Source organism: Pseudomonas zhanjiangensis (assembly GCF_041027545.1).
Taxonomy (GTDB): domain Bacteria; phylum Pseudomonadota; class Gammaproteobacteria; order Pseudomonadales; family Pseudomonadaceae; genus Aquipseudomonas; species Aquipseudomonas zhanjiangensis.
On record NZ_JBFTEG010000021.1, the window covers coordinates 1 to 24,932 of the forward strand.

Annotated in this window: 22 protein-coding genes and 1 other RNA gene; 6 read left to right on the forward strand and 17 right to left on the reverse strand. The window is 63.9% G+C overall.

From position 1 onward, the window contains the following. Positions 1 to 511: 511 nt before the first annotated feature. The 10 genes from AB5S05_RS19270 to ssrA form a co-directional block, all read right to left on the reverse strand. Positions 512 to 1,045 carry a HEPN domain-containing protein gene (locus AB5S05_RS19270; protein WP_369289148.1) on the reverse strand — a complete coding sequence of 178 codons (534 nt, stop codon included), beginning with the start codon at positions 1,043 to 1,045 and terminating at the stop codon, positions 512 to 514. Between the two features lie 499 nt (positions 1,046 to 1,544). After that, positions 1,545 to 2,783, reverse strand: coding sequence for a tyrosine-type recombinase/integrase (locus AB5S05_RS19275; RefSeq protein WP_369289149.1), 1,239 nt, complete (start codon positions 2,781 to 2,783; stop codon positions 1,545 to 1,547). Beyond that, a complete protein-coding gene (locus tag AB5S05_RS19280) occupies positions 2,780 to 3,256 on the reverse strand; it encodes a hypothetical protein (protein ID WP_369289150.1) in 477 nt (158 codons plus the stop codon). The genes AB5S05_RS19275 and AB5S05_RS19280 overlap by 4 nt, the downstream gene beginning before the upstream one ends. A 296-nt stretch (positions 3,257 to 3,552) precedes the next feature. Continuing rightward, on the reverse strand, positions 3,553 to 5,457 hold the full coding sequence (locus AB5S05_RS19285) for a DUF927 domain-containing protein (protein WP_369289151.1): 1,905 nt from the start codon (positions 5,455 to 5,457) through the stop codon (positions 3,553 to 3,555). Further along, the gene (locus tag AB5S05_RS19290) at positions 5,447 to 6,514 is read right to left on the reverse strand and encodes a toprim domain-containing protein (protein WP_369289152.1); all 1,068 of its coding nucleotides are present in this window, start codon (positions 6,512 to 6,514) and stop codon (positions 5,447 to 5,449) included. The genes AB5S05_RS19285 and AB5S05_RS19290 overlap by 11 nt, the downstream gene beginning before the upstream one ends. Before the next feature lie 3 nt (positions 6,515 to 6,517). Then, positions 6,518 to 6,874, reverse strand: coding sequence for a hypothetical protein (locus AB5S05_RS19295; protein ID WP_369289153.1), 357 nt, complete (start codon positions 6,872 to 6,874; stop codon positions 6,518 to 6,520). Beyond that, positions 6,871 to 7,125 (reverse strand): helix-turn-helix transcriptional regulator, encoded by a 255-nt coding sequence (locus tag AB5S05_RS19300; protein WP_369289154.1) that lies wholly within the window; start codon positions 7,123 to 7,125, stop codon positions 6,871 to 6,873. Before AB5S05_RS19300 ends, AB5S05_RS19295 begins: the two co-directional genes overlap by 4 nt. A gap of 85 nt (positions 7,126 to 7,210) precedes the next feature. Continuing rightward, on the reverse strand, positions 7,211 to 8,083 hold the full coding sequence (locus AB5S05_RS19305) for a hypothetical protein (RefSeq protein ID WP_369289155.1): 873 nt from the start codon (positions 8,081 to 8,083) through the stop codon (positions 7,211 to 7,213). A gap of 47 nt (positions 8,084 to 8,130) precedes the next feature. After that, positions 8,131 to 9,357, reverse strand: coding sequence for a tyrosine-type recombinase/integrase (locus AB5S05_RS19310; protein WP_369289156.1), 1,227 nt, complete (start codon positions 9,355 to 9,357; stop codon positions 8,131 to 8,133). A gap of 165 nt (positions 9,358 to 9,522) precedes the next feature. After that, positions 9,523 to 9,910: a transfer-messenger RNA gene (gene ssrA / locus AB5S05_RS19315) on the reverse strand. A 220-nt stretch (positions 9,911 to 10,130) separates the two neighbouring features. On the opposite strand from ssrA, the gene AB5S05_RS19320 reads away from it, so the two are divergent. Then, on the forward strand, positions 10,131 to 12,653 hold the full coding sequence (locus tag AB5S05_RS19320) for an ATP-binding protein (RefSeq protein ID WP_438943599.1): 2,523 nt from the start codon (positions 10,131 to 10,133) through the stop codon (positions 12,651 to 12,653). A gap of 66 nt (positions 12,654 to 12,719) precedes the next feature. Further along, the gene (locus AB5S05_RS22260) at positions 12,720 to 12,935 is read left to right on the forward strand and encodes a hypothetical protein (RefSeq protein ID WP_438943600.1); all 216 of its coding nucleotides are present in this window, start codon (positions 12,720 to 12,722) and stop codon (positions 12,933 to 12,935) included. A 6-nt stretch (positions 12,936 to 12,941) separates the two neighbouring features. Here AB5S05_RS22260 and AB5S05_RS19325 read toward each other — a convergent pair whose 3' ends face one another. From AB5S05_RS19325 to AB5S05_RS19350, 6 genes are all read right to left on the reverse strand, one after another. Next, complete coding sequence (locus AB5S05_RS19325; protein ID WP_369289157.1) at positions 12,942 to 13,187, reverse strand: PA2433 domain-containing protein; 246 nt, start codon at positions 13,185 to 13,187, stop codon at positions 12,942 to 12,944. Positions 13,188 to 13,344: 157 nt separating this feature from the next. After that, positions 13,345 to 16,152 carry an FAD-binding and (Fe-S)-binding domain-containing protein gene (locus AB5S05_RS19330; RefSeq protein ID WP_369289158.1) on the reverse strand — a complete coding sequence of 936 codons (2,808 nt, stop codon included), beginning with the start codon at positions 16,150 to 16,152 and terminating at the stop codon, positions 13,345 to 13,347. Next, positions 16,149 to 16,820 carry a LutC/YkgG family protein gene (locus tag AB5S05_RS19335; protein ID WP_369289195.1) on the reverse strand — a complete coding sequence of 224 codons (672 nt, stop codon included), beginning with the start codon at positions 16,818 to 16,820 and terminating at the stop codon, positions 16,149 to 16,151. The genes AB5S05_RS19330 and AB5S05_RS19335 overlap by 4 nt, the downstream gene beginning before the upstream one ends. Beyond that, on the reverse strand, positions 16,820 to 18,262 hold the full coding sequence (locus tag AB5S05_RS19340) for a LutB/LldF family L-lactate oxidation iron-sulfur protein (protein ID WP_369289159.1): 1,443 nt from the start codon (positions 18,260 to 18,262) through the stop codon (positions 16,820 to 16,822). Before AB5S05_RS19340 ends, AB5S05_RS19335 begins: the two co-directional genes overlap by 1 nt. Continuing rightward, positions 18,259 to 19,095 carry a (Fe-S)-binding protein gene (locus AB5S05_RS19345; protein WP_369289160.1) on the reverse strand — a complete coding sequence of 279 codons (837 nt, stop codon included), beginning with the start codon at positions 19,093 to 19,095 and terminating at the stop codon, positions 18,259 to 18,261. Before AB5S05_RS19345 ends, AB5S05_RS19340 begins: the two co-directional genes overlap by 4 nt. A gap of 127 nt (positions 19,096 to 19,222) precedes the next feature. Continuing rightward, positions 19,223 to 20,920 carry an L-lactate permease gene (locus tag AB5S05_RS19350; protein ID WP_369289161.1) on the reverse strand — a complete coding sequence of 566 codons (1,698 nt, stop codon included), beginning with the start codon at positions 20,918 to 20,920 and terminating at the stop codon, positions 19,223 to 19,225. Between the two features lie 307 nt (positions 20,921 to 21,227). Here AB5S05_RS19350 and AB5S05_RS19355 point away from each other — a divergent pair, with 307 nt between their 5' ends. Further along, positions 21,228 to 22,007: an FCD domain-containing protein gene (locus AB5S05_RS19355; RefSeq protein WP_369289162.1), complete on the forward strand. Its 780-nt coding sequence runs from the start codon at positions 21,228 to 21,230 to the stop codon at positions 22,005 to 22,007. A gap of 88 nt (positions 22,008 to 22,095) precedes the next feature. Here the strand turns inward: AB5S05_RS19355 and smpB are convergent, their stop codons facing one another. Beyond that, positions 22,096 to 22,578 carry an SsrA-binding protein SmpB gene (smpB, locus tag AB5S05_RS19360; RefSeq protein WP_369289163.1) on the reverse strand — a complete coding sequence of 161 codons (483 nt, stop codon included), beginning with the start codon at positions 22,576 to 22,578 and terminating at the stop codon, positions 22,096 to 22,098. A 167-nt stretch (positions 22,579 to 22,745) separates the two neighbouring features. Here smpB and AB5S05_RS19365 point away from each other — a divergent pair, with 167 nt between their 5' ends. From AB5S05_RS19365 to AB5S05_RS19375, 3 genes are read left to right on the forward strand one after another with little or no spacing between them, the layout of a single operon-like run. Continuing rightward, positions 22,746 to 24,149, forward strand: a complete 1,404-nt coding sequence (locus tag AB5S05_RS19365; protein WP_369289164.1) for a sodium-dependent transporter — start codon at positions 22,746 to 22,748, stop codon at positions 24,147 to 24,149. A gap of 38 nt (positions 24,150 to 24,187) precedes the next feature. Beyond that, entirely contained in the window at positions 24,188 to 24,622 is a 435-nt protein-coding gene (locus AB5S05_RS19370) for a type II toxin-antitoxin system RatA family toxin (protein ID WP_369289165.1), read from the forward strand. Further along, positions 24,615 to 24,932, forward strand: a complete 318-nt coding sequence (locus tag AB5S05_RS19375; RefSeq protein ID WP_369289166.1) for an RnfH family protein — start codon at positions 24,615 to 24,617, stop codon at positions 24,930 to 24,932. Before AB5S05_RS19370 ends, AB5S05_RS19375 begins: the two co-directional genes overlap by 8 nt.

Genomic DNA, 24,932 nt, shown 5'->3' on the forward strand with positions numbered 1-24,932 from the left:
GCGGCGACGCCGCTCCTGGCCGAGCACTTCGAAGGTTTTGTTTTTGCTGGTAGTCATAAACACAGTCGTTTGCCTATCCCTTATGGTAAGGGGGAAACGGTGTCCTGTGTTTCAAGGGGCTCGTTCATTGGATGATGAAGCTGATCTTGGTTTCGAGCTGAGCTATCTGTTCATGGTCCAGGTCTGGATGTGGCTCGCTAATAGCTACTACTAGCTACTACGCCTTTCTCATGCATGCTGTGGGAGTTGTCGTCGTCCAGCGGGCGCAGCGAGGCCGGCAATACCATGCGGAACTAGAAGATTCCGAGGCAGTTCTGGGTCAGGTGGGTAGGAGGTGAGCTTCATCCTGGGCACCTGCTGATGCCCCACTTGGATGTGACTAGTCGATGTCACACCTGCCGAAAATGGCTGGCTCAGACAGCGCAAAGCCCCGGAGTACGGGGCTCTGTGCTTGCCGGGGACGTTTGAACGAACAAGACATGCTTTTGATTTGTAACGTTTTTTTGTAGTGCTAGTCAGCTTGGGATACACCGGAGGATACACGGTCTTCGGTGCTGCCCTTTCTGAGCAAAGATTTGGCGGGAACAATAACCGGCGCCAAGGCCACGCAAATTTGCTCCATGCGATCCATTAGCGTGAAAAGCTCGCCCCGAATAACCTTCCTTGCGTCCTGTTCGTAGCCATAGCGGACGTTGGTGAAATAGTCCGAATACGCCCCAAGCGTCTGCTCTAGCGAAAGGGTTGGGGCAATCTCCGCATTTACCTCATCTATCACCGTACGCACATTCTCAGGAAGCGCCCGAAAGAGCTTTGCGAGGTCATGCTTGGCCTTCCTTCCAGCAGCGTTCAGCTTGATCGAGGGGGTGTCCTCTTCAACCAAGAATGCCTTGAGATAGATTTCAATGGCCAAAGCAGCGTTCATAGCGGCTGGCCAAAACAGGTCTGAGTTTCCGTCCAGGGACTGCTTTTCCAGTAGCAAAGCAGCGGTTCGGTAAATCCTGGCTTCCCTTACAACTCTGTTGTCTGGCAAGAAAATAGTGCCCATAAGCCTCTCCATAGCAGTCCGTGGTTAACAGCTCCGGTCAACCCTAGCAGGTGTTAGCTAGCCGACGACTGGGTGCAGAATTTTTAATTTCGCGGGTGCGTGAAAACGATTGGGGACACGGTGTTTTGTCCTTGAGGCTGCAGAGATTTGACTCCCCCCCTCCCTGGGGCGGCTAAGCCCCCATGGCGCGGGGGTTCTAGGACACCTCAAGTTGTCGAGCTGTTCTTGCTGGTCCGACTTATTTGCCTTTTGCTTAGGCAGTTCTGGATAGAAAACCTTAGATAGAAAGTAAGGAATGCCGGTGCTATTTGTTGAAAAGGCCAGAAAAAATGGCCGCATTTTCAGTTCTGCGGCGCATTTTCAGTTGCCCCGGTTCAGCTTCCTCGGTGGCAGTTGAACCGGCGTCACTCACTCACTCACTCCTCGGTAATCAATGCGCAACGGCTGTGCCGGCCCAGGGACTGCGCCGCCTCCACGGCAAGAGCCGGCCCGCGCGTATCTAGCCTATGTCAGAGTCACGGCGCGCGGTTGGGCTATGGAGTGCTGCCAGGCCGCGCTCGTCCAGCCAGGCATGCCAGCGCTCCAGGGCTTCCCGCTTCCGCGCCTCGGCGGTGGTGTGGATGTAGGTCACGTCCAACGCCTTGAGCGCATGATTCAGCAGCAGCTCGCCAATCAGGTAATCGACGCCCAGGTCTGCCCAGGCCGTGCGCGCTAACTTGCGTAGATCGTGGCTGGTCCAGTCGCCCAACGACAGGGCGGCGAAGTGCTCACAGGCTTGGCGCTCGGCCAACGGACGACCTGTCACCCCGGGGAACAGGTAGGCGCCGTCGTAGCCTGACGCAGCCTGCGTGGCGCGGTAACGGTTGAGGAAGGCGGCGACCTGATCGGTAAGCGGCAGGGTGTGGGCTGATTTCGTCTTGGTGTCCGTGGCCGGTATTACCCACACCCGGTCGGCAAGGTTGAAGCTCTTCCACTTGGCCACGCGGGTTTCTCCGATCCGAGTACCATGGGCCAGCATCAGCACCGCCAGGGCCACACGGTCAGGCGATTTCGCGTAGGTGTCGGCCCATTCAGTCAGCAGTTCGTTGATATCGCCGGGCTGCAGGCGGGCACCTTTTGGCCTTATCTTCGTCTTGATGAAGTCGGAGAATTGCCACGCTGCCAGCGGATTCCCGGCGATATGGCCCAGGTCGTTAGCACGCTTCAAGGCTACTTTGAGCACGGCAAATACAAAGCGCACGTAGGACACGCTATGGCTGCTCTGGAGGGGCCACATTAGGTGCTTGTCGATGTTTGGTCTGGTCACCTCGGCGAGCGAGAGTGATTCCACCCGTGGCAGTAACTGGCAGCGGATAGCGGATTGCGTGGTGATCTTACGGCTCTTGCTCAGGCTGCGATCATTGGCCACTCGCTCGGCGTACCACTGCAGGACCTCGCCCACTGTGCTCCAGCCGCTGGCAGCGACTGGGCGCTGATCCGGTGCGACTGACAGGCGGGCCAGAATCTCTGGCAGTGCTGCGATGGCGGTCTTTATCGGCATATCGGGGTGATTGCCAATCTTGTGCCAGCCGCCCTTGCCATGGGCGTACTTGATGACATACAGGCTCCCTCTGCTCCGGTTCTTTCGAAAGCGATACACCAGGGGCCGGGTGGCGTCCTTCAGGTCCCGCACCTCCAGGTTGTCTGTATATTTTCTGATTACGGTATCGGACAGCGTGACGGTCACGGTCTTGCTCATCTCAGTGTCTCCGGGGGCGCTTCGCCCTGGCTGGTGTTGTTGAGGGTTTCGAGTTCGTATTGCTTGCACAGCTCGGCTCCGGCCGGGCAGTGCGTGGGGGATTTGGGGTGGTGGGCGCAGCAGATGCGGCACGCCATGACGTGGCTCAGGTAGGTGTCGCGGGCCACCAGCCAAGAAACCGGGGCTGCTGCTGCCGTGCTGGTGTCAGTGGCCGGTGCCGGCGAAGGCTGCGGGCGCGGTGGCGTTGTCCATCCGTGCGAGCGAATCAACTGTGCGGCGTCTCTGATACGGCCGCGCGCGGCGAGGTCGTCGGTGTCCACGTGGCCGCTTTCCAGCAACCAGCCAGGCGAACAACCCAGCACGGCCGCCAGCAGTTCCAGCCACTGCGCGGCCGGCAGGTTTGAAGCGCTGCCGGCCTCTGCATTGGTAGTGACGGGTTGCGACTGGCGAACGAAAGCACTCAGAGCCGCCAAGTCGAGCGGCGCCGTTCTCACCGGCCCATTGCAGCGCGCTACCTGCTGGTGGCCTGGGTCACACCGGGAACACCGGGAACAGCCAGCAACGATGGGGGCTGTTGCTGTTCCCGGTATTGGTTTTGAACGGGAACACCGGGAACAAAAAGCCTTGTCTCTGTTCCCGGTTGTTCCCGGTGTGTTCCCGGTCTGTGACCCAGCAGAGGTGCCCGCCAAGGGCCGCGCTTGCTGGGTTTGGCTGCTTGTTCCCGGTGTGACCCGTGGTTTCCCGGTTGGCGATTTCTGGTCAGCCATGGCTATTCCTCCAGGGCAGCCAGCAAGGCGGCGGGATTGACCACGTAGACCCGCGCGATGCCTTCACCCTTGACCCGCACACGCTTGGTCAGGCGGCCGTCGCGGTCGTTGTCGCGTTCGGCGATGGCGCCGGCATTGTCGAGGCAGGCCAGCACGCGCCGCGTATCGAAGCCCTGGGCGGCGTCGGCCAGCGCCTGCGCGGTGAAGAGGTAGAGGCGGCCGTCGCCGTGGGCGCGATACCAACCGGCGCGGTCATGCACGGCGGCGCTGTCCGTACCGTCGATGTTGGCGAAGCGGGCGGCGTGGCGGTCGATGAAGGTGGACACCGCCCGCATGATCTTGGCGTCTTCGGACTGACCACGGCCCCGGAAATCTGCCCAGGCACCGAACAGCTCCCGCATTGCCGCAATGGCGGTGCCCTGCGGCCACGGCAGTAACTCGCCTTGTATGGCCAGCTCGCCAGCCAGGGCGGCGATGGCAAACCGCGCCGCCGCGCGGGCATCTTGCCCGGTGCCGATGGGGAAGCCTTGGCGCATGTCAGCGAACAAGGCTTCCAGCTCGGCGGCGGCTTCGGCCGTCTGCTCGCGGGCCACCAGTAGCTCGACAAAGGACGGCCCAAGCTGGCCGTAGTGTTGCGCCGTCGCGCGCTTGAGGGTGTCGGCGAACGCCCGGCCGGCACCTTTGCGGCCATCCTCGCTGGCGTTGTCATGGGGCAGCCCCAGGCCGTGCAAGTCGTCATAGGCGCCATAGCGGCGATAGGTGGGCACGTCCAATAGGCGCAGTTCTTGGCCGGCCTTGCTGCGCATACCGGCGCTTTCCATGTGCTTGCTCATGGTCAGCTCGCCGCTGGACAGCACCATGACCCGCCATTTCTGTACCTGGCGCGGCAGCCCCGACACCTTGCCGCGTTGGCGACCGGTGCCATTGCCCAGGGCGTAGATGATCCCGCCCACGTCCTGGGGCTTGGCCTCGCCGATTTCGTCGAGCACTAGCAGGGTGTCATTGCGCAGCGTGGCCACGCCCTCAAGCCCGGTGCTGGTGGCGTTCCATGTGCGCAGAAAATCGCGCGGCTTGCCCCACACGCTGGCGGCCACGGCCAGCGCAATGCTCTTGCCGCTGGAGCTGTCGCCCAGTAGATGGAAGCCGCCGCCGTCGGCGTCGAGCAGGGTCAGCAACGGCCCGGCCAGGGCCGCGCAGACGGCAAGAATCAACACCGGATTGCCCAGGCAGCGGGCGGCCACCTCAGCTTGCCAGCCGGCCAGCTCGCCGGCCGTGTCGTATTCATGTCCGCCGGCCTCGATCGACTGAAACACCACGTCACCGCCGCCAATGACCCGGCGCGGCATGACGAACAGCGCCGGCCCATACCAGCCGGTGCGCGTCGCCGCCATGGCTTGGCGTTCCGGGCTGCTGCTCATCAGGTAGTCCATCAGCGCTTGCCGCTGTTTGTGCGGGATGGTCGCGCCCATGTTGAGCAGCACCGCGCGCAGCTCGGCGCCGTCGCCGGCCAGCATCTCCATCGGTGCGGCCCATTGCTTCCAGGCGCCTGCCCCTTTGGGCAGCAGGTGCAGCAGTCGGCCGAAGTTCTCCCCGCGCTCGTCGCAGGTGATGGCCAGCACCTCCAGCGGCGAGCAAACCAGCGTGTCGGTTTCCGCATCGTCGCGGATGCCGTGGAAGTAAAGGCCGGGGGCCAGGATGTGGCCTTGCCGCGTCTGTACCCAACTGGCATAGGTGGCCCAGCTCGGCCGGGCCGGCGTAACCGTGGGGTGCTTGATCATCGCCTTGCGCTTCTTGGGCGCGGGCTTGCTGGCGGGCTTGCTCGGCCGCTTGCCGCTGGGCGTCGCTTCCCCCTGGCCGGCCGCCCCAAATGCTTCGCCTGGCTCCGGTTGGCTTGGCCTATCGGTCATGGGCAGCGTCCCAGCAGTGCAGGTCGTTGAAGTCGGACAGCTCCAGTGGCGCCCCCGCCGGCCACTCGGGGAAGACCACCATTGCCCCGACCTCTAGGGCAGCAGCATCGGCGGCCGTGCGGCCGGGGTTACCGTCGCTCAGGCGGTCGTCATCGCCGGCGATTACCAGCTCAATCAGGCTGCCGTACTTGGCGCGCAGGGCGCGGGCCACCGGGCGCAGGTTGCCGGCATTCATGGCGCAGGCCACCGCGTCGGCGCCTTCGTAGTGGTCGAACAGCGTGGCGCCGGTCGCCCAGCCCTCGCAGACGAACAAGCGCCGCCCCGGCTCGACTTGGCCTAGCAGGTGGAAGGCGCCCAGCACCTGGCCGCCAAACAGAAAGCGCTTACCACCGTCGGCGCCGATGCGTTGCAGGTTCACCAGCTCGCCGGCTGTATTGCGCAGCGGCACAAGCAGCTCGCCGCGATGCTCGCGCAGGGCGTGGGTGTGCAGGCGCTTTGCCGTTAGGTAGCCGTGCGCCGGGTTGGTGGCGGCGCTGGCCTGCCAGAGTCTGCGGGCGAAGTCGGCGGCGGCCTGTTGCTTGTGGCGTTTCTGCTCGGCTTCGCAGGCGGTGCGCTGTTCCGCTTCCAGCCTTGCCGCCGCCAGCCGCCGACGTTGGCCATCGTTGTGACTGTCGCTAGTACCCTGCCGCCCCTCCAGCGCATCGAGGCGCAGCCCCAACCGGCGGGCCAGGTCGCACGCGGCGTCTGCCTGATTCACGCCCCAAAGGTAGGCTGCCAACGACACCAAGTCCCCACCACCGTCACCACAGGCGAAGTCATGCCAACGCCCATCTAGCAGCGAAACCGAAAAGCTCCCGGCCAGTCGGTCGGCGCGCGTGGGGTTGCGAGCAACCCACTCGCTGCCCTTGCGGGTGCCTTCCGGCAGCAGTTCCGGCACCAATGCGGCGGCGTGCTGCAACGCGACGGCGGCCACCGCGCGAATGTCTTCGACGATCCGTGTTTTCTTCAGGCAAGCCGATCCCGGCAACGCCTCGCGGCGCTGTTGAAAATAGCTCATGGATTAGTCCTGGCCTAAGGGTGACAGGTGGGGAGTTGCCGGGCTGCGATGCGCGGCGGCGCGGATGCTGGCCAAGGTGCCGTAAGCGTTACGGGTGACGGTCGCCAGTTCTGCCGACAGCCCCGCCAGTGCGGCCAGCATCGAGCAAATGTCGACGGCCAAACCATCATCGACTTGGCCGGCACCTGTTGCGCCATCCAACAGTTCGCCAATGGCGGCAATGCCGGCGCTCAACCGCTCGCCCTGGCACTCGGCAATACAGGCTAACCGCTCCAGGCGGTCGGCATGCTCGGACAGGTTGTCGGCGGCGGATGCTGTCGGGGTGGCGAGCAGTTCCCGCCAGTAGTTCGGGGCACTCATTCTTTCGCGCCCTCGGAGCTGTCGACCTGGGACTTGTCCCGCGCGGCAATCTTGGCTTGCAGCCAAGTGTCCACCTCGGCCACAACGTAATAAGCGGCAGCCTGGCGGGCGTCGCCATCTTTGATGGGTTTGGGAAAGGTTGGGTCTTTCACCTTGAGCTTGGCGAGGCCTGAGCGGGTCACGTCCAGCCATTGGCAGAGGGCGGGCTGACGGATCAGCCCTTTATTTGATGGGGTGGTGCTCGGGTGCATTCGCTTGCCTCCATACGGTTGAGGCTTACCAAGTTATGCACCTGTCGTTTGTGGGGCATTGCAATTGCAAAAATACCTGACGCGCTCAGCTTAAGTTCTGGGATACAAATTCATCTAGCTCGGCGTGCTTCTGTCGAGCATCCGCCGCAATTGCTTTACGTGCTTTGTTCGCGTCGGAGAAAAGGTTGTTTACCGTGGTGTCGCTTATGGCGAGTGGGAACAATTCGAGTATTTTTCCCGTGATTTCGGCCTGAGTATATTTCCTGCCGATGAGTTGCTTGCTCTGCGCCTCGATAATCTGAACCAGCGCAGAAATCGTGACAAGCTCGGATCGCTTGCTTTGACTAACGGGGAGTTCTGCTTTCTTGGAGTGTCTTCTGGTGGAGCTGAGATAGTCAGGATCATCGCTAAAGGGGCTCATCGAACGCCACTCGCCAACGGCTTCAATGTCAAACGCTGCAAACGCATCGCAGTAGGCGTGAGGGGTAACGGTGTAATCTTTTTTTCCGGCCAGATATTGCTGCACGTTTTTCGTTGCTTGCCTTACCTCTTGCGGGGCATAGACCCGGACGAAATGTTGGTCGTCGATAGGGTCTAGCTGTCCATCCGCTCTGGCAGCAAAAACTCTATAGGTAATCGTCTGAAAGGTGGGGAATTTACCCTTTCCAAGTGAAGCCCACTCCGAGACCCTAAATGTACCGTCCTCTAGCAAGGGGAAAGGTAGGGTGCGTATTTCCGCATCGAAGCCATTCAGTCTGGATACGTCGGTCTCGGCTAGCGGGACAAGAAAGAATCTCTTACCGGGATACTTCACTGTGTCAATTGGGCGGAAAACCATATAAGCGGGCAATACCCCTGCGTTTGAAAGCTCATCCATAAGGCTGTCGGTGATCTCCAGGCCAGTCGCATTTGCGAGTCGCTTGATCGCTTCTTTTTCGCTGATGTGCTTGATTTGCAATGCCTAGCTCCTTTGAGTCCGGCAGACACATACCGTGCAGACGGCTGTCATGCCCGTTTCATTGTCACCACGTTACCGCCGGCCAGCTTGTCGAGGTGGTCGGCATACCACTGCATCATTTCTCGGCGCTGGGGCAGGTAAACCGCTTTGTTGTACACGCCGGCTACCCCTTCCTTGACGTGGGATAGCTGGGCCTCGATATGGTTTTCATCGAAGCCGTGTTCGTTGAGGATGGTGGATGCGATGTGCCGGAAGCCGTGGCCGGTTTGCCGGCCCTCATAGCCGAGTCTGCGCAGCGCCATCAGGAACACGGTATTGCTCCGGGGCTTGGTTGTGTCGCTGCGGCCAGGGAAGAGCAGGGGATAGGTGTTGGTCAGTATGTGCAGATCGCGCAGCAGCTCGACGGCCTGCTGAGGGAGCGGCACCAGATGCTCGCGGCGTCGTTTCATGCGCTCGGCCGGGATGGCCCACAGGGCTTTATCAAGATCGAACTCCGACCAACTGGCCTCGCGCAGCTCCGAAGGCCGACAGGCCAGCATGGAAAGCAGTTGCAGGCCGATGCGAATGTCGGCGGCGCTGGGGTATGACCTGATCGCGCGCAAAAGTGCCGGCAGTTCATCCTGGGATACATGGGCAAAGTTCTCCACCGGCCGGGTTTGTAGGAACTTGTGCAGCCCCTCCAGCGGGTTGTGCGTCGCTCGGCCGGTCACGCGGGCCAGGTCGTAGATTTCCTTGCACATGCCCCGCACGCGGCTGGTTTGTTCGACGATGCCTTTCTGTTCCATGCCGCGCAGAAACTCCATCCACTCGATGGGCAGAATCTCGGCGAATGGGCGTTTGCCGAACACCGGGAAAACGTGCAACTCCAGCGCGCCGATAGTCCGCACGGCCGTTCCTTCCGTCCAGCCTTTGCGCTTGTTGGCGTACCACTCGCGGGCGAGTTTTTCGAAGGTGTTGGATGCGGCCTCGGCCTCTGCTGCTTTCCGGGCGCGTTTCATCGCCAATGGGTTGCGGCCCTGGGATACATCGCCGCGCATTTCCGCCGCCTTTTGGCGAGCCAGTGAGCCGCCCACTTCGGGGTAACCGCCGAGGCCGATCCATGACCACTTGCCATCGGGTTTCTTGTAGCGCAGTTGCCACGACTTGCGGCCATCCGGTTTGACGCGCAGATACAGGCTGTTGCCGTCGTGCTCGCGGTATTCCTTGTCCTCTGGCTCCAGGGTGGCGACCACTGTGTCTGCCAGCGGGCGACGCTTGATTTCACTGCGCTTCATCCGTGTACCCCGTAGTTTCAATTTATGTGGCGGGTACAACGGAGGATACACGGCGGCGCGTGCTGTGTGTATCTGTTGGGGAACGTGTAGAAACAAGAAAGCCCGCACGGGGCGGGCTTTTCAGGGGTGTTTCCGGTCATGTGGGAACATGTGGAAACTTGCATTTGGTGGAGCCGGGGGGATTTGAACCCCCGTCCGCCAGTTCTCCACTGTCGGTTCTACATGCTTAGCCGTGTCTACTGAGTTAACCCTTGGCCGCCCGACGGGCAGGGTGCTTTGGGCGAGTTGTGTAATTTTTAGCCACTTCGTCCACAACGTACTACGCGGCGATTCTGTTCTATATGACAATCATTTCGGGTTTACAGACATCCCCTCATGATTGCTGGAGCCGAAGCTACCAGAGGTACGACTAGGCTGCTTACGCAGCTAGTTGAGCACCGTAATTGTCATCATTGGCAATTATAGAGTTTTGCAACAGTTTATTTACGAGTTCTGTTACCAACTCGGCATGCCCCTCGAGTTTTGCTACCGGCGTCGAATCCTAATCGGCCCCAAAACTTTCGTTGTCGCTACTACGACAGCTAGTTTACGGCAAAGGTTCCCCAGCGTCGACCCGGCGTTAGCGGCAGCGCACCGATGGCCAAGAGCGGCTATGATTTCCTGCTTAGGCAGGCTGGACAGACGCCTCCGACGGCAGTGCTGACGGATCGCGTACAAGGGATTCCTTGGTCCCCCGCCAAATGGAAGCTACGCCGTGAGGATGAGTGCCAGCTATGTCGGGTGAGTCGCGTTACCCCGTGCGCCAGTGGATCTGGCGGGCTTTCGTGCAGAGTGCGCTGATTCCGTTGATCCTGGTCGAATCGGTATTGATTAGCGTCTATCTGCTGAGTAATGCGGCAATCCGTGATGCACAGGTTGGCCATCTGCAGCAGAGCGCCTTGGCGGACCTGTCTGCGGCTGTGTCTCGGGAGGGGCAGGTGATCGACAGCCGCTTGCGCGCGGTTGAGGCACAGGTACGGATCTTTCGCGATGCGGCCGATCACGCCCTGCGGAACACTCGCTTTGAGCCCGATGAGCTGGAGCGCAGGCGACATGTAGCCACGTCCAGCGGGGTGTTCTACAGCCAGAGTGATGATGGGCGCGCCGCTTCCTTCTATGCCAACAGCACGCCGGTGGCGCAGCAGGACCGCAGCAAGGCGTTGCGCCTGTCGCAGCTCGACCCCCTGATGCGTTCGATACACGATGCCAATCCGCTGGTTGCGGCGCTGTATTTTAACAGTTGGGACAGCTACAACCGCATCTACCCCTTCTTCATGACCCCCGAGCAGTATCCCCATGACATGGTGATACCCGACTACAACTTCTATTACCTGGCCGACAGCCAGCACAATCCCGGGCGTGGTGTGGTGTGGACCGACGTCTATCTGGACCCTGCCGGCCAGGGCTGGATGATGTCGGCGGTGGCGCCGGTCTATCGTGACGACTTTCTCGAGGGCGTGGTGGGGCTGGACATTACCGTCGGCCAGATGCTCGGTGAGATCGGCGAGCTGGATGTGCCCTGGCAGGGGTATGCCATGCTGGTGAGTCGGGATAACTACATCATGGCCTTGCCGGAGGCCGGCGAGCAGGACTTCGGACTGCATGAGCTGACGCAGTACTCCTACGCCGAGGCGGTGCGCCGCGAAGTGCTCAAGCCGGAGGATTTCAGTCTCGAACAGCGTGCCGAGATGCAGCCGCTGCTGCGGGCCATGGCTGTCGGCCAGCATCGGGTGGAGGAGGTGCAGCTCGGTGGGCGCACGCAGCTGGTGGCCTGGAGCGAGATTCCGCAAACGGGCTGGCGCCTGCTGCTGGTGGTCGATGAGGGCAATATCTTCAGCGAGACCCATCGGCTGGCCGCGCATTATCAGCGGATAGGCTATCTGCTGATCGCCGGCCTGGTGCTGTTCTATCTGCTGTTCTTCGCCTGGATGTGGGCGCGCTCACGGCGCCTGAGCGACCAGTTGGCCCAGCCGTTGGCCGGTATTGTCGGCATGATGCGCCGGCTCGGCCAGGGCGATTTCCAGCCCAGCGCGCCATCCAGCCAGATCCAGGAGGTGGCCAACATGGCCCAGGCGGTCCAGCAGACCGGCGAACAACTGCAGGCCAGCGAAACCGAGCGGCATGAGGCTCAGCGGATTCTGCAGCTGGTGCTGGAGAGCACCACCGAGAGTCTCTGGGAGGTGGATGCGCCGAACATGACCATCAAGCTCAGCGGACACTTCATCAAGCGCTTCGGCCTGTCGTCCGAGCGCATGAGCCTGAGCGAGTTCAATCAGCGCGTGCACCCCGATGACCTAGAGCGCCTGCGCCATCTGCGGCAGTCGTTTGCGGTCAGTGGCGAGGATCGTTTCGAGAGCGAGTATCGCTATGCCGACGCCCAGGGCGACTATGTCTGGTTGCTCAGCCGCGGCAAGGTATTGGAGCGTGACGACGAGGGCCATCTGTTGCGCATCGCCGGCACCCATGTAGATGTCACCCGGCTCAAGCAGGTCCAGGACGAACTGCGCCGAGCCAGCCTGGAGGCCAAATCCGCCAGCCAGGCCAAGAGCCGTTTCCTCTCCAGCATGAGTCATGAGCTGCGCACGCCGTTGAATGCTATTTGCGGCTTCGGCCAGCTGATCGAGATGGAGGTGCTGGACAAGCCGGATGCCGAGCAGGAGCTGGACTATGCCCGAGAGATCGTCAGCGCCAGTCGCCATCTGACCGCACTGGTCGACGATATTCTTGACCTTTCGAGTATCGAGAATCGTCGCCAGCAGGTGCAGCTGCAGCCAGTGGCGATCTCGCCGCTATTGCAGGGTTGCGCCGAGCTGGTGCAGCCGGAGGTACAGCAGCGCGGGCTGCAGCTCGAGGTGCTGACCGAGGCCGAGGCCGCCCTGTATGTGCAGGCCGATGCTCGGCGGTTGCGCCAGGTGCTGCTCAACCTGTTGTCCAATGCGATCAAGTACAACAGCCCGCTGGGGTTGATCAGGCTCGGTTATGAGGTGCGCCCGGATTGCGTGCGCCTTTGGGTCGAGGACAACGGGCCAGGGCTCAGCGACGATCAGCAGGCCCTGCTGTTTCAGCCGTTCCAGCGACTCGGACGGGAAAGTTCGAATATCCCGGGGACCGGGATCGGTCTGGTGCTGTGCCGTGAACTGGCCAGTCTGATGGGGGGCGAGATCGGCTATCGCAGCGTGCTGGGCAGTGGCAGTCGGTTCTGGATCGACTTGCCCAGTGCCGCGGCTCCGCAAGTCGAGGCTGTGACAGCACCCTAGGACGCAGCCTCGGCCTGGCCGACAGCGGTAATTTGGGTGGAAGATCGGCCGGCGTGCCTGCGGCTGATGCAGCAAGCCTTGCGTCAGTTGGCCCAGAGCCGTGGCGCAACGTCCGTGCAATGCGCCCTGGTCGAACTGGCCGAAAGCATGGCGAACCCGTTGCGGCAGTATCTGGATCTGCCCGACGGCAGCTGGACTGCAGGTATTGGCTGCCATGCGCTAGACCCGGCCCAGGTCCGGCGCCTGCCGCTGAGCCTGCTGGCCCAGCGGCAGTGTGGATGAGCGGGGCTACTGGCTGGCTTCGAGCAATTGCAGGGCCTCGCCGAGCACCTTTATCGATTCACTGTGATTGCCGGCTTTGTGCAGGGCCTCGCCTTCGGCACGGAGTTTCTTGACCTGGGCCAGGACAGTGACATCGCTGGGTGGCTTGCTTGCCAGCAGGGCGTCGATTTTTGCCATGTCCGCCGGGCAGTGCATGGCCCATAGCGAGGTGCTGAGCAGAGCGGAGGCGAGCAATACGGGAAGACGGGGCATGGATTGGCTCCTGCAAGGACGATCGAGTAATGAGTATAGAAAGCGCCGTCGTGGTGACTGCTCCATCGGTCGTCCGATGAGCCTTGAGCTTGCGCGGCAGTGCCATGGGTGACTGGGCGAGCAAAAGGCCCCGCAATGCGGGGCAGTGTGACCGTCGTCAGGCCCTGGCCCGGCTCGTGCGATCGACCAGGTAGACCAGCCCGTGATAGTCGATGCCGGCATGCTGGCTGAGGCCGATCTCGCAGGTGCGGCTGGTGGAGATGCCTTCCTCGCAGAACTGCACTGCGTCCTTCAGGCTGCGCAGCGAATGGGCGTTGAGCTCCGGCGTGGTGAAGCCCTTGTCGCCGGCGAAACCGCAGCAGTGGATGCCTTCCGGCACCACCACCTCGCGGGCACAACGGCGGACGATGTCGATCAGGCCCTGGGCCTCGCCCAGGTGCTGGGTGCTGCAGGTGACATGCACCGCCACCGGCTGTTCCTGGGGCTGGAACTCCAGCTTGTCGAGCAGCTTCTCGCGGATGAAGCGCACCGGGTCGAACAGCTGCAGCCGCGCGTCCAGACCGTCCTGCAACAGGCGCAGGGTGCAGGGGCTGGTGTCGCAGTAGATCGGGTCGAGCCCGCCGCGACTGGCCTCGAGCAGGGCGTCGATCAGCTCCTGGCGTTTGCCGTCAGCCTGCGCCGCATAGCCCTTGGAGGCGAACGGCTGGCCGCAGCAGAGGTTGTCCAGCTGCTCCGGGAACACCACCTGGAAACCGCCTTTCTCCAGCAGGGCGCGGGTCTTGTCGAGCAGCGGCGTTTGTTCCCGGTCGGCGAATGCCGGACCCATGGCGCGCGAGACGCAGGCGGCCAGGTATACCACCCGCGGGCGGGCGTCGCCGCTCGGCGGCGCGACGCGGATCGCTTGCACGGCCTGCGGCATGGCCGCGGTCCATTGCGGCAGGCGATTGCCGGAGAGCCTGCGCAGGGCCGCCGAGGTTTTCGCCAGCCGCGGTGCGCCGAGCAGCTGGCGGACGCCGTTGGCGGCCCATAGGGTCAGGCGGGTGCCGCGCAGGGCGGTGGCGAAGTGGCCGGCCAGCCAGTCAGCCGCACCTTGGTGCGTTGCGCTGCGGCCGCGCAGCTTGCGCACCAGGTCGCCGGTGTTGATCCCCACCGGACAGCGCTGGGCGCACAGGCCGGTGGCCGCGCAGGTGTCGATGCCCTGGTACTGGTAGTCGCGCTCCAGTTGCCGGGTGTCCTCGCCGCGCCGCTGCCTGGCCTGGATGTCGCGCCAGATGACGATGCGCTGGCGCGGGCTGAGGGTCAGTCCCTTGGACGGGCAGACCGGCTCGCAGAAGCCGCACTCGATGCACTTGTCGACGATCTCGTCGGCGGCCGGCAGCGGCTTCAGGTGTTTGAGGTGGATCTGCGGGTCCTCGCTGAGGACCGCGTCCGGGTTGAGGATGCCCTGCGGATCGAGCAGGCGCTTGAGCTGCCACATCAGCTGGTAGGCGTCCGCGCCCCATTCCAGCTCGACGAAGGGCGCCATGTTGCGTCCGGTGCCGTGTTCGGCCTTGAGCGAGCCGCCGAACTCCACCGCCACCAGCTGCGCCACGTCCTGCATGAAGGCTTCGTAACGCGCCACCTGCTCGGGGCTGTCGAAGCCCTGGGTGAAGACGAAGTGCAGGTTGCCTTCCAGGGCATGGCCGAAAATGATCGCCTCGTCGTAGTGGTGCTTGTCGAACAGCGCGAGCAGCCGATTGACGCCTTCGGCCAGTACCTCCACCGGGAAGGTGACGTCCTCGATGATCACCGTGGTGCCGGTCTGGCGCACCGCGCCGACGGCCGGGAAGGTGTCCTTGCGGATCTTCCACAGCAGGTTGTAGACCGCAGGGTCTTCGCTGAAGTCGACCTGCTTTTCCACCGGGAAGGCGGCGATGGCCGCCATGATCTGCGCCAGCTGCTCGTGCAGCAGGCCCTGGCTGGCGGCCCGCGACTCGATCAGCAGGGCGCAGGCCGTGCCGGACAGCGCCTTGACCCAGTCGGGCATGCCGGCCTTGTTCTGCACCGAGCGCAGGCTGCGCCGGTCGAGCAGTTCCACCGCCGAGACCGGCTGGCGCTTGAGCACGGTGACCGCGCGGCAGCAGTTCTCCACGTCGGGGAAGACGACCAGGGCGCTGGCCTTGTGTGGGTGGTCGGGCACGGTGTCGTAGGTCACCGCGCTGATGAAGCCGAGTGTTCCTTCCGACCCGACCATCAGGTGGCTGAGAATATCCAGTGGCTGGTCGAAGTCGATCAGGGCGTTGAGCGACAGGCCGGTGGTGTTCTTCAGCCGGTACTTGTGGCGGATCCTGGCCGCCAGCTCGGTATTGGCGCGGGTCTGTCGACCCAGGTCGGCCAGGCGCGTGAGCAGCTCGCCGTGGCTGGCCTGGAAGGCGGCGACGCTGGCGCTGTCCTCGGTGTCCAGCACGGCGCCGTCGGCCAGCACCAGGCGCAGGCCGGCCAGGGTCTGGTAGCTGTTCTGCGCGGTGCCGCAGCACATGCCGCTGGCGTTGTTGGCGACGATACCGCCGATCTTGCAGGCGTTGATCGACGCCGGGTCCGGGCCGATCTTGCGCTGGAACGGGGCCAGCACGGCGTTGGCCTGGGCGCCGATGACGCCGGGCTGCAGGCGGATCTGACTACCCTGGTGGCGAATCTCGCGGCCGTTCCAGTTGTCGCCCAGGACGATCAGCACCGAGTCGGAGATGGCCTGGCCGGACAGGCTGGTGCCGGCGGCGCGGAAGGTCACCGGCACCCGCTCGGCGCCGGCCAGCTTGAGCAACTGGATCACCTCGTCTTCGCTTTCGACCCGCACCACCAGCTTGGGGATCAGCCGGTAGAAGCTGGCGTCGGTGCCGAAGGCCAGGGTCGACAGCGGATCGTCGAAGCGCCGGTCACGCGGGATCAGGGCGTTGACGGCAGACAGGAAGGACGCCGGCAGGCTCATGCGTCCTCCAGGATCAGCACGATCAGGTCCTTGGGCCCGTGGGCGCCGTAGGCCAGCACCTGCTCGATGTCGGCGGTCTTCGACGGACCGGACACCAGCAGGGCATTGGTCGGCATGCCGGCGCTCCACTGCAGCTTTTGCTGCGCCTCGTAGAGGTTGTCATGGACCTCGCTGGCCTTGAGCAGGGCGATGTGCAGCGGCGGCACCAGGCTCATCAGGCGCGGCTCCTCGGGCGTTGGCCAGAGGATCAGGCTGCCGGTGGCGGCGATGCCGCCGAGGGTGCCGGTCAGGCTGGCGGGTATCTCGTCGAACAGCTCGCGCTTCCACTGCTCGATGGGGCGATCGTAGGCCTTGAGCGTCAGCGGGCTGCCGGCCTGCCGGCAGTGGGCGCTGAACTGTTGGCCGTGGGTGGTAGTGGGGGCGATCAGCAGGCGGTCGATGCCGCGCTCGCCGAGCAGGCGTTCGAGCAGCGCCGGCCAGTCGGCCTGGCGGGTCAGGTGGGTTTCGCTGTGCACCGCTTCCATCAGCTGGCGCAGGCGGGCGATGCGTTGTTCGGCCGGGTAGCGCCAGGGCTGGGTGACCAGGGCCTCGTCGAAATTGTCGGCGATCGGCGTGGTGCCTTCCAGGCTCTTCTTCAGCTTGGCGAGGATATTGGCTTTGGCAGACATCATTTGCCCTCCAGGTGCTGGCGCGCCAGTTCGTGCAGCGAACGCTTGGCCGGGATCGGCGCCACATGGTGCTCGGTCCAGGGGCCGAGCTTGCTCGGCGTCAGGCCGCCCAGGCGGGTGGCCAGGAAGCTGAACAGGCGGTACAGCAGTGGCCTGGTGTAGAGGGTGCGCCAGGCCTTCCAGGCCAGGCGTTCGCGCGGCGAGTACTTGCTGCCCTGGCCACGCATGACCCGCTGTGGATCGTTCGGCGCCTTGACGTTCTCCTCGCGCAGGCGGCGCAGCAGCGCCGGGATCGGGATCTTCACCGGGCAGACTTCGCCACAGGCGCCGCACAGCGAGGAGGCGCTGGGGTGGTCCGGGACTTTCGCCAGGCCGACCATATGCGGAGTGATGATCTTGCCGATCGGCCCGGGATAGACCTCGCCGTAGGCGTGGCCGCCGATGCGGGTGTACACCGGGCAGTGGTTCATGCAGGCGCCGCAGCGGATGCAGTTGAGGGTCTGGCGCAGTTCGCTGTCGGCGAAGGCCTGGCTGCGGCCGTTGTCCAGCAGTACCAGGTGGACTTCTTCGGGACCGTCCAGTTCGTCGGCCTTGCGCGGCCCGGAGATCATATTGACGTAGGTGGTGATCGGCTGGCCCAGCGCCGAGCGGGTCAGCAGCGAGAGCAGCGGCACGGTGTCGCGCAGGTTCTCCACCACCTTCTCGATGCCGGTGACGGCGATGTGCAGCGGCGGCACCGTGGTGCTCATGCGGCCGTTGCCTTCGTTTTCCACCAGCAGCAGGGTGCCGGTCTCGGCCACCGCGAAGTTGACCCCGGAGACGCCGATATCGGCCTCGAAGAACTTCTCGCGCAGGGTGCGCCGGCCGATCTGAATGAGTTGGTCGACGTCCTTGGTGTATTCCACGCCGAGTTTGTCGTGGAACAAGGACGCGACCTGGCTGGCATTCTTGTGGATCGCCGGCATGATGATATGAGAGGGCTTCTCGTTGTCGAGCTGGACGATGTATTCGCCCATGTCCGACTCCAGGCATTCGATGCCCCGTTCGGCGAGGAAATGGTTCATCTCCATCTCTTCGCTGACCATGGATTTGCCCTTGATCACCTGGCGCGCCTTATGGGCGCGGGCGATCTCGAGGACGATGCCATTGGCTTCGTCCACCGTTTCCGCCCAGTGTACGGTCACACCGTTGCGGGTCAGGTTCTGTTCCAGGCGCTCGAGCAGTTCGGGCAGCTTGGACAAGGCGCGGGCGCGGATCTGGTTGCCCAGGGCGCGCAGGCGCTCGCGTTCGTCGGCGTCGCTGAAGGCGCTGGCGCGCTTGGCCATCAGCGAGTCCATGGCGCTGCGGAAGTTCTGCCGCAACTGGCCGTCGCCGAGGGCGGCGTGGGCGCGCTGCTTGAAGTCCGGCAGTTGCACGGTGGGGATCAGGGTGTGGCTGTTCATTGGCCGCTCCTCGCGCTGCCCTGGGTGCGCTGCCAGAGGAAACTGGCGAGGTGCTGGCCGCTCAGTGCGCTGCGCTGTTTGGCCAGGGCGCCGTTGATGTTCATCAGGCAGCCGCAGTCGGCGCTGACCACCTGAGCGGCGCCGGAGTCCTGGAGGGCGCGGGTCTTGTCGGCGACCATCGCCCCGGAAATATCCGGCATGCGGATCGAGAAGGTGCCGCCGAAGCCGCAGCATTCGCTCTCGTGATCGTGTTCGACCCGCTCGACACCGCTGAGCTGGGCCAGCAGCGCGCGACCGTGCAGGTGAGTGTTCATCTCGCGACGTGCCGAGCAGGAGGTGTGCAGCGCCACCTTGGTCGGTGCGCCCTGGTCCTGCAGCTGCACCTTGCACACGTGCAAGAGGAACTCGGCCAGTTCAAAGGTGCGCTCTGCCAGGCGTTTCACTTGTTCGCGGGTTTCCTCCTCGTCCTTAAATAGTTCGGCATAGTGCTCGCGCAGCATGCCGGCGCAGGAGCCCGATGGCACCACCACCGGCCAGTCCTCGGCGAACAGTTCAAGCTGCCGGCGCGCCACCCGACGTGCCTCCTCGGTATAGCCCGAGGTGTAGGCCGGCTGGCCGCAGCAGCCCTGGTCCTGGGGAAAGTGCACGCGGATGCCCTCGCGCTCGAGCAGGCGGATCGCGTCCATGCCCGCCTCCGGGAAGAACAGGTCGACCACGCAGGTGCCGAACAGGTAGACCTCGGCGGGCTTGTGCGAGGGGTACTGGCGGGGTGTGGGCAGGGGGGGCGCCACGCGGGTGGCGTTGGGCGCAGCGTTATGGAACAACTCGTTCATCGGCTCTGGCTCCGGGTGGTCCCGGTTATCCGCGGAGTCTGGCGCATCAGGCTTTCACCAGGCTTGCGGTGGGAGTTTCAATAATGATGAGGCGCCCGGTCTGGCCGGGCGTCTCGTACTGCATGGCTTAGGGGGCGACGACCAGCGAGTCGCTGATGCCCAGCACGTAGATCGCGATCAGGGCGATCAGGCCGGTGAAGAACACGTAATAGAGCGTAGGCCAAACGGTCTTGCGCAGGGTGGTGCCCTCGCGGCCGAGCAGGCCCACCGTGGCCGAGGCCGCTACCACGTTGTGGATCGCCACCATGTTGCCGGCCGCCGCGCCGATCGCCTGGACCGCCACGATCAGTGCCCCGGATATCCCCAGGCTGTGCGCCACGCCGTACTGGAACTGGCTGAGCATCATGTTGCTGACGGTGTTGGAGCCGGCGATGAAGGCGCCGAGGGCGCCGATGCTCGGTGCCAGCAGCGGATAGACGCCACCGACGCTGTCGGCCACGTAGCGGGCCATGGCGATCGGCATGCTCGGCAGGTCGGCCGCGTTGACGCCCGAGTTGATCAGGATGCGCACCATGGGCACGGTGAACAGCAGGACGAAGCCGGCGCCGAGCAGCACCTTGCTCGACTCACCGATGGCCGCGCCCAGTTCACGCAGCCTCATGCCATGCAGGAAGAAGGTCGCCAGGACCACGGCGACCAGGATCCCGCCCGGCAGGTACAGCGGCATGAAGTCGGCCTTGATCCCGGCTTCGCCGAGGATGTCGGGGAACACCAGCAGGACCGACTTCAGCGCGCCGCTGACTTCCGGGAACACCCGGCTGATCACCAGCAGGGCACCGACCAGCACATAGGGCAGCCAGGCGCGCAGGCTGCTCATCGGCTTGGCGGTGAGCTGGTCGAGCTTCATCTCGACACTACCGAGCCACTCGCTCGGCCAGTCCTGGGCCGGAGCGAAGTCCCAGGTGTTCTTCGGCACCAGGAAGCCCATGCGTGCGGCGCTGGTGACAATGGCCAGGCCGATCAGGCCGCCGGCCAGCGACGGAAACTCGGGGCCGAGGAACACGCCGGTGGCGGCATAGGGCAGGGTGAAGGCCAGGCCGGCGAAGAGTGCGAATGGCAGCACTTCGAAGCCGGCTTTCCAGCTTTTCTCCTTGCCGAAGAAACGGGTCAGCATCATCACCATGATCAGCGGCATGGCGGTGCCGACCAAGGCATGGATGATCGCCACGTTGCTGGTGATCAGCTGCAGGAACACCGCCCAGCTGGAGCCCTGTGCATCGAGCAGGCCGCCCAGGGTGGCGGTGTCCAGGCCGCTGTTGACGCCGATGATGATCGGCGTGCCGACCGCGCCGAAGGACACCGGGGTGCTCTGTACCAGCATGCCGAGCATCACCGCGGCCAGGGCCGGGAAGCCGATGGCGACCAGCAGCGGCGCGGCGATCGCGGCCGGCGTGCCGAAGCCGGAGGCGCCTTCGATGAAGCAGCCGAACAGCCAGGCGATGATGATCGCCTGAATCCGCCGGTCCGGGCTGATGGTGGCGAAGCCCGCGCGGATCGCGGTGATGCCGCCCGAGTGCTTGAGCGTATTGAGCAGCAGGATGGCGCCGAAGATGATCCACAGCACGCCGGCGGTGATCACCAGGCCCTGCAGGCTGGAGGCGAGGACGCGGTTGAAGCTCATGTCCCAGACCAGCAGGCCGATGCCGGCGGTGAGCAGGTAGACCAGAGGCATGGCGCGCCGGGCAGGCCAGCGCAGGCCGATCAGCAGGATGGCGGCGAGCAGAATCGGTGAAAAAGCGGTGAGGGCGAGAAGACCCGATGACATGGCGAGGTCTCCGCTCAGTGGCGCGCAGGGCGCGGTGGGTTCAAGGGGGTCAGCGGTAGTGCGCAGGTTGTAGGCATGGGAGACCTCGTAGGCTTCTTGGAATTGTTTTCTTTACTGGGTAAATTGGTAAGACCAATTTACAATGCAGCCTGGTCAGGGTAAAAGTGCGTCCGGGGCATGTCAATTAGCAGGCTTACGACTTTGGTCGCGCTTGCCTGGCTTGTAAGGGGTTTCGGCGCGCTATAGGCTGACCGGGCAAGTGCCTGAACGGGCGCGTAAAGCTGGTAAAACCAATGGGGAGCGGGATATGGAGGTAGGCCAGGTACGCCAGCGCCGTTTGTCGGACGATATCGTCGCGCAGCTGGAAACCATGATTCTGGAGGGCACGCTCAAGGCGGGTGAACGCCTGCCGGCCGAGCGGGTTCTGGCCGAGCGCTTCGGGGTGTCACGGCCATCGCTGCGCGAGGCGATCCAGAAGCTGGTGGCCAAAGGCTTGTTGGTCAGTCGCCAGGGCGGCGGTAACTACGTCGCCGAGTCACTGGGCTCCACCTTCAGCGACCCGCTGTTGCACTTGCTGGAGAGCAACCCCGAGGCGCAGCGCGACCTGCTGGAGTTTCGCCACACCCTGGAAGGCTCCTGCGCCTATTACGCCGCGCAGCGGGCCACCGAGTTGGATCGCCAGCGCCTGAGCGACGCCTTTGCCGCGCTGCAGGACTGCTACAGCCGCAGCGGCAAGGTCACCCGCGCCGAGGAGGGGGCCGCCGATGCGCGCTTTCACCTGGCCATTGCCGAGGCAAGTCACAATGCGGTGCTGCTGCACACCATTCGTGGTCTGTTCGACCTGCTCAAGCGTAACGTGGTGACCAATATCGGCGGCATGTATGCCCAGCGCAGCGAGACCCGCGACATGCTGATCAGCCAGCACCAGGCGTTGTACGAGGCGATCATCGAGGGGCGGGCCGAGGACGCGCGGTCACTGTCCAACCGGCATATCGACTATGTCCAGGAAGTGCTCGCCGAGGTGCAGCAGGCGGCGCAGCGCGAGGCGCGCGCGCAGCGGCGCAGCGACGTGGGTTCGCGTTCCTGAACTGAGGGGGGCTGCGGAGGCTGGCGTGGAGAGCGGGGCGCTGGCTGAGCGGGCGCGCCATGGGGCACCCGCCTATCTGCTGGCGGCGCTAGTCGTCCTTGCCCTTGCTGCGCATGGCGCGCTGCACTTCGCGGTTGGCGTCACGCTCCTTCTCGGTATGGCGCTTGTCGAAATCCTTCTTGCCCTTGGCCAGGGCGATCTCGCACTTGATCAGGTGCTGCTTCCAGTACACCGACAGGGCCACGCAGGTGTAGCCCTTCTGCTGCACGGCGCCGAACAGCTTGTCCAGTTCGCGCCGGTTGAGCAGCAGTTTGCGCGTGCGGATGGGGTCGGCGATGACGTGGGTGCTGGCGGTCTTCAGCGGCGTGATGTGAAAGCCCATCAGCCAGGCCTCGTCGTCCTTCAGCAATACATAGCTGTCGACCAGTTGGGCCTTGCCGGCGCGCAGGCTCTTCACTTCCCAGCCGGCCAGGACCAGGCCCGCCTCGAACTTCTGTTCGACGAAGTAGTCGTGCATCGCCTTCTTGTTGAGGGCGATGGTGCCTTGAGGATGTTTCTTTTGTTTAGCCATAGGGCGCGCATTATAGGGAGTCGTTCGCGCCGATGCTATGCGCCTCAGACCGCATTTGCTGCCATTGCCTCGATGCCGGCGCCAGGTCCCGCTGCCGCTGCGCTTGAGCGCTGCTGGCGAATCCTCGACAATGCGCGCTCTTTTCAGGCACGACGGGCTAGCCGCACATGGCGAAAGACAAGGTTTCGATACACGGCGCCTGGGCCAGTCGCTGGGTTTTCATCCTCGCGGCGACCGGCTCGGCGGTCGGCTTGGGCAACATCTGGAAGTTTCCCTATATGACCGGGGTCTATGGCGGCGGTGCTTTCGTCGCCATGTACCTGCTGTGTATCGCGCTGGTGGGATTGCCGATCATGCTGGCCGAGACGCTGATCGGGCGGCGCGGCCGGCAAAGCCCGGTGAACGCCATGAAAGCCCTGGCCGTCGAGGCCGGCGCCTCGCGGCACTGGTCGCTGGCCGCGTTGATAGGCATGGTCGCGGCGCTGCTGATCCTGTCTTTCTATAGTGTGGTGGCGGGGTGGTCGCTCGACTACATCGTCGGCATGGGGCGTGGTGCCTTTGGGGGCATCACGGCCGAGGGGGCGGGCGCCGCTTTCGGTGGCCTGACCGACGATCCCTGGCGTCTGACCCTGTGGCACACCCTGTTCATGGTGCTGACCGCGGTGGTCATCGGCCGCGGCGTGGTGGCCGGCCTGGAACGCAGCCTGCGGATCATGATGCCGTTGCTGTTCGGCCTGCTGGTGGTGTTGCTGGGTTACAGCCTGACCACCGGCTACTTCATGCAGGGCTTCGATTTCCTCTTCCATTTCGACCCGGACAAGGTGCGCGGCGGCATTCTCGCCGCCATGGGTCACGCCTTCTTTACCCTCAGCGTGGGTGTCGGTTCGATCATGGTCTACGGCGCCTACATGCCGAAGAACGCCTCCATCGGTGGCACCGTGCTGGCCGTGGGGCTGCTCGATACCCTGGTGGCATTGACCGCCGGCCTGGCACTGTTTCCCATCGTGTTTGCCGCGGGGCTCGAACCCGGTGGCGGGCCCGGCCTGATGTTCGTCACCCTGCCGATCGCCTTTGGCAATGTCGCCTTCGGCCAGGCGATGGGCTTGGTGTTCTTCGTGCTGGTCGCGGTAGCGGCCTGGAGTTCGTCGATCTCCATGCTGGAGCCGGCGGTCGCCTATTTCGTCGAGCGCACCGGGCGCAGTCGCGCGCAGGTGACCAGTGTCCTGGCCCTGCTCTGCTGGCTGGTCGGCATGGGCACGGTGCTATCGTTCAACGTTGGCGCCGAAGCCAAGTTCTTCGTGTTCGGCGATGACGGCTTCCACCTGTTCCAGTGGGGTGCCGAAGGCGGGCGTAACTTCTTCGATAGCGTCGACTACCTGACCAGCCGCATCCTGCTGCCCCTGGGTGGCCTGGCCTTCGTTCTGTTCGCCGGCTGGGTGCTCGGGCGCGAGGCGGTACGGGATGAGCTGTCCATGCGCTATCCGCGCTTGTTTACGCTGGTCTTCTGGCTGATTCGGATAGTGGCGCCGCTGGGCGTGTTGATTGTGTTTGTTGCCGAGTTGACGAAATAAATGAACGCGGGAAAACCACTGAGCGAAGTAGCTGGCCTATGAGTACCCATATCCATCGTTCGGCGCTGTTGCCGTATCCGGCGGCCGTGTTGTTCGAGCTGGTCAATGACGTGGCGCGCTATCCGGAGTTCCTCCCATGGTGCTCGGCCAGCGAGGTGCTGGAGGCCAGTGAGACGCAGATGCGTGCAGGCCTGACCGTGTCCAAGGGGGGCTTGAGTCAGCGGTTCGTCACCCGTAATGTCCTGGTGGCGGGCGAGTCGATAGAGCTGAATCTGGAGGAGGGGCCGTTCGCCAAGCTGCACGGGCGCTGGGAGTTCAAGGCGCTGGGGGAAAAGGCCTGCAAGATCAGTCTGGATCTGACCTTCGATTACGCCGGGCCGCTGGTGCGGGCTACCCTGGGGCCGCTGTTCAATCAGGCGGCGAACACCCTAGTGGATGCATTCTGTCAGAGGGCGAAGCAACTCTATGGATAACAAGGCAATTGTGGTCGAGGTGGTGTATGCCCTGGCCGACAAGCAGAAGCTATTGCGCTTGAGCGTGCCCCAGGGCACCACGGTGCGCCAGGCCGCGTTGATGTCGGGGATGGCGGCGCACTTTCCCGGTCTGGACCTGGCGGGCTGTCCGTTGGGGATCTTCGGCAAGGCGGTGAGCAAGCCGGATGAGCGGGTGCTCGAGGACGGCGAGCGGGTGGAGATCTACCGGCCGCTGATTGCCGACCCCAAAGAGGTGCGCAAGCAGCGCGCCGCCAAGGCCAAGGCCAGGGCTGTCGAAGAGGGCAGCTGA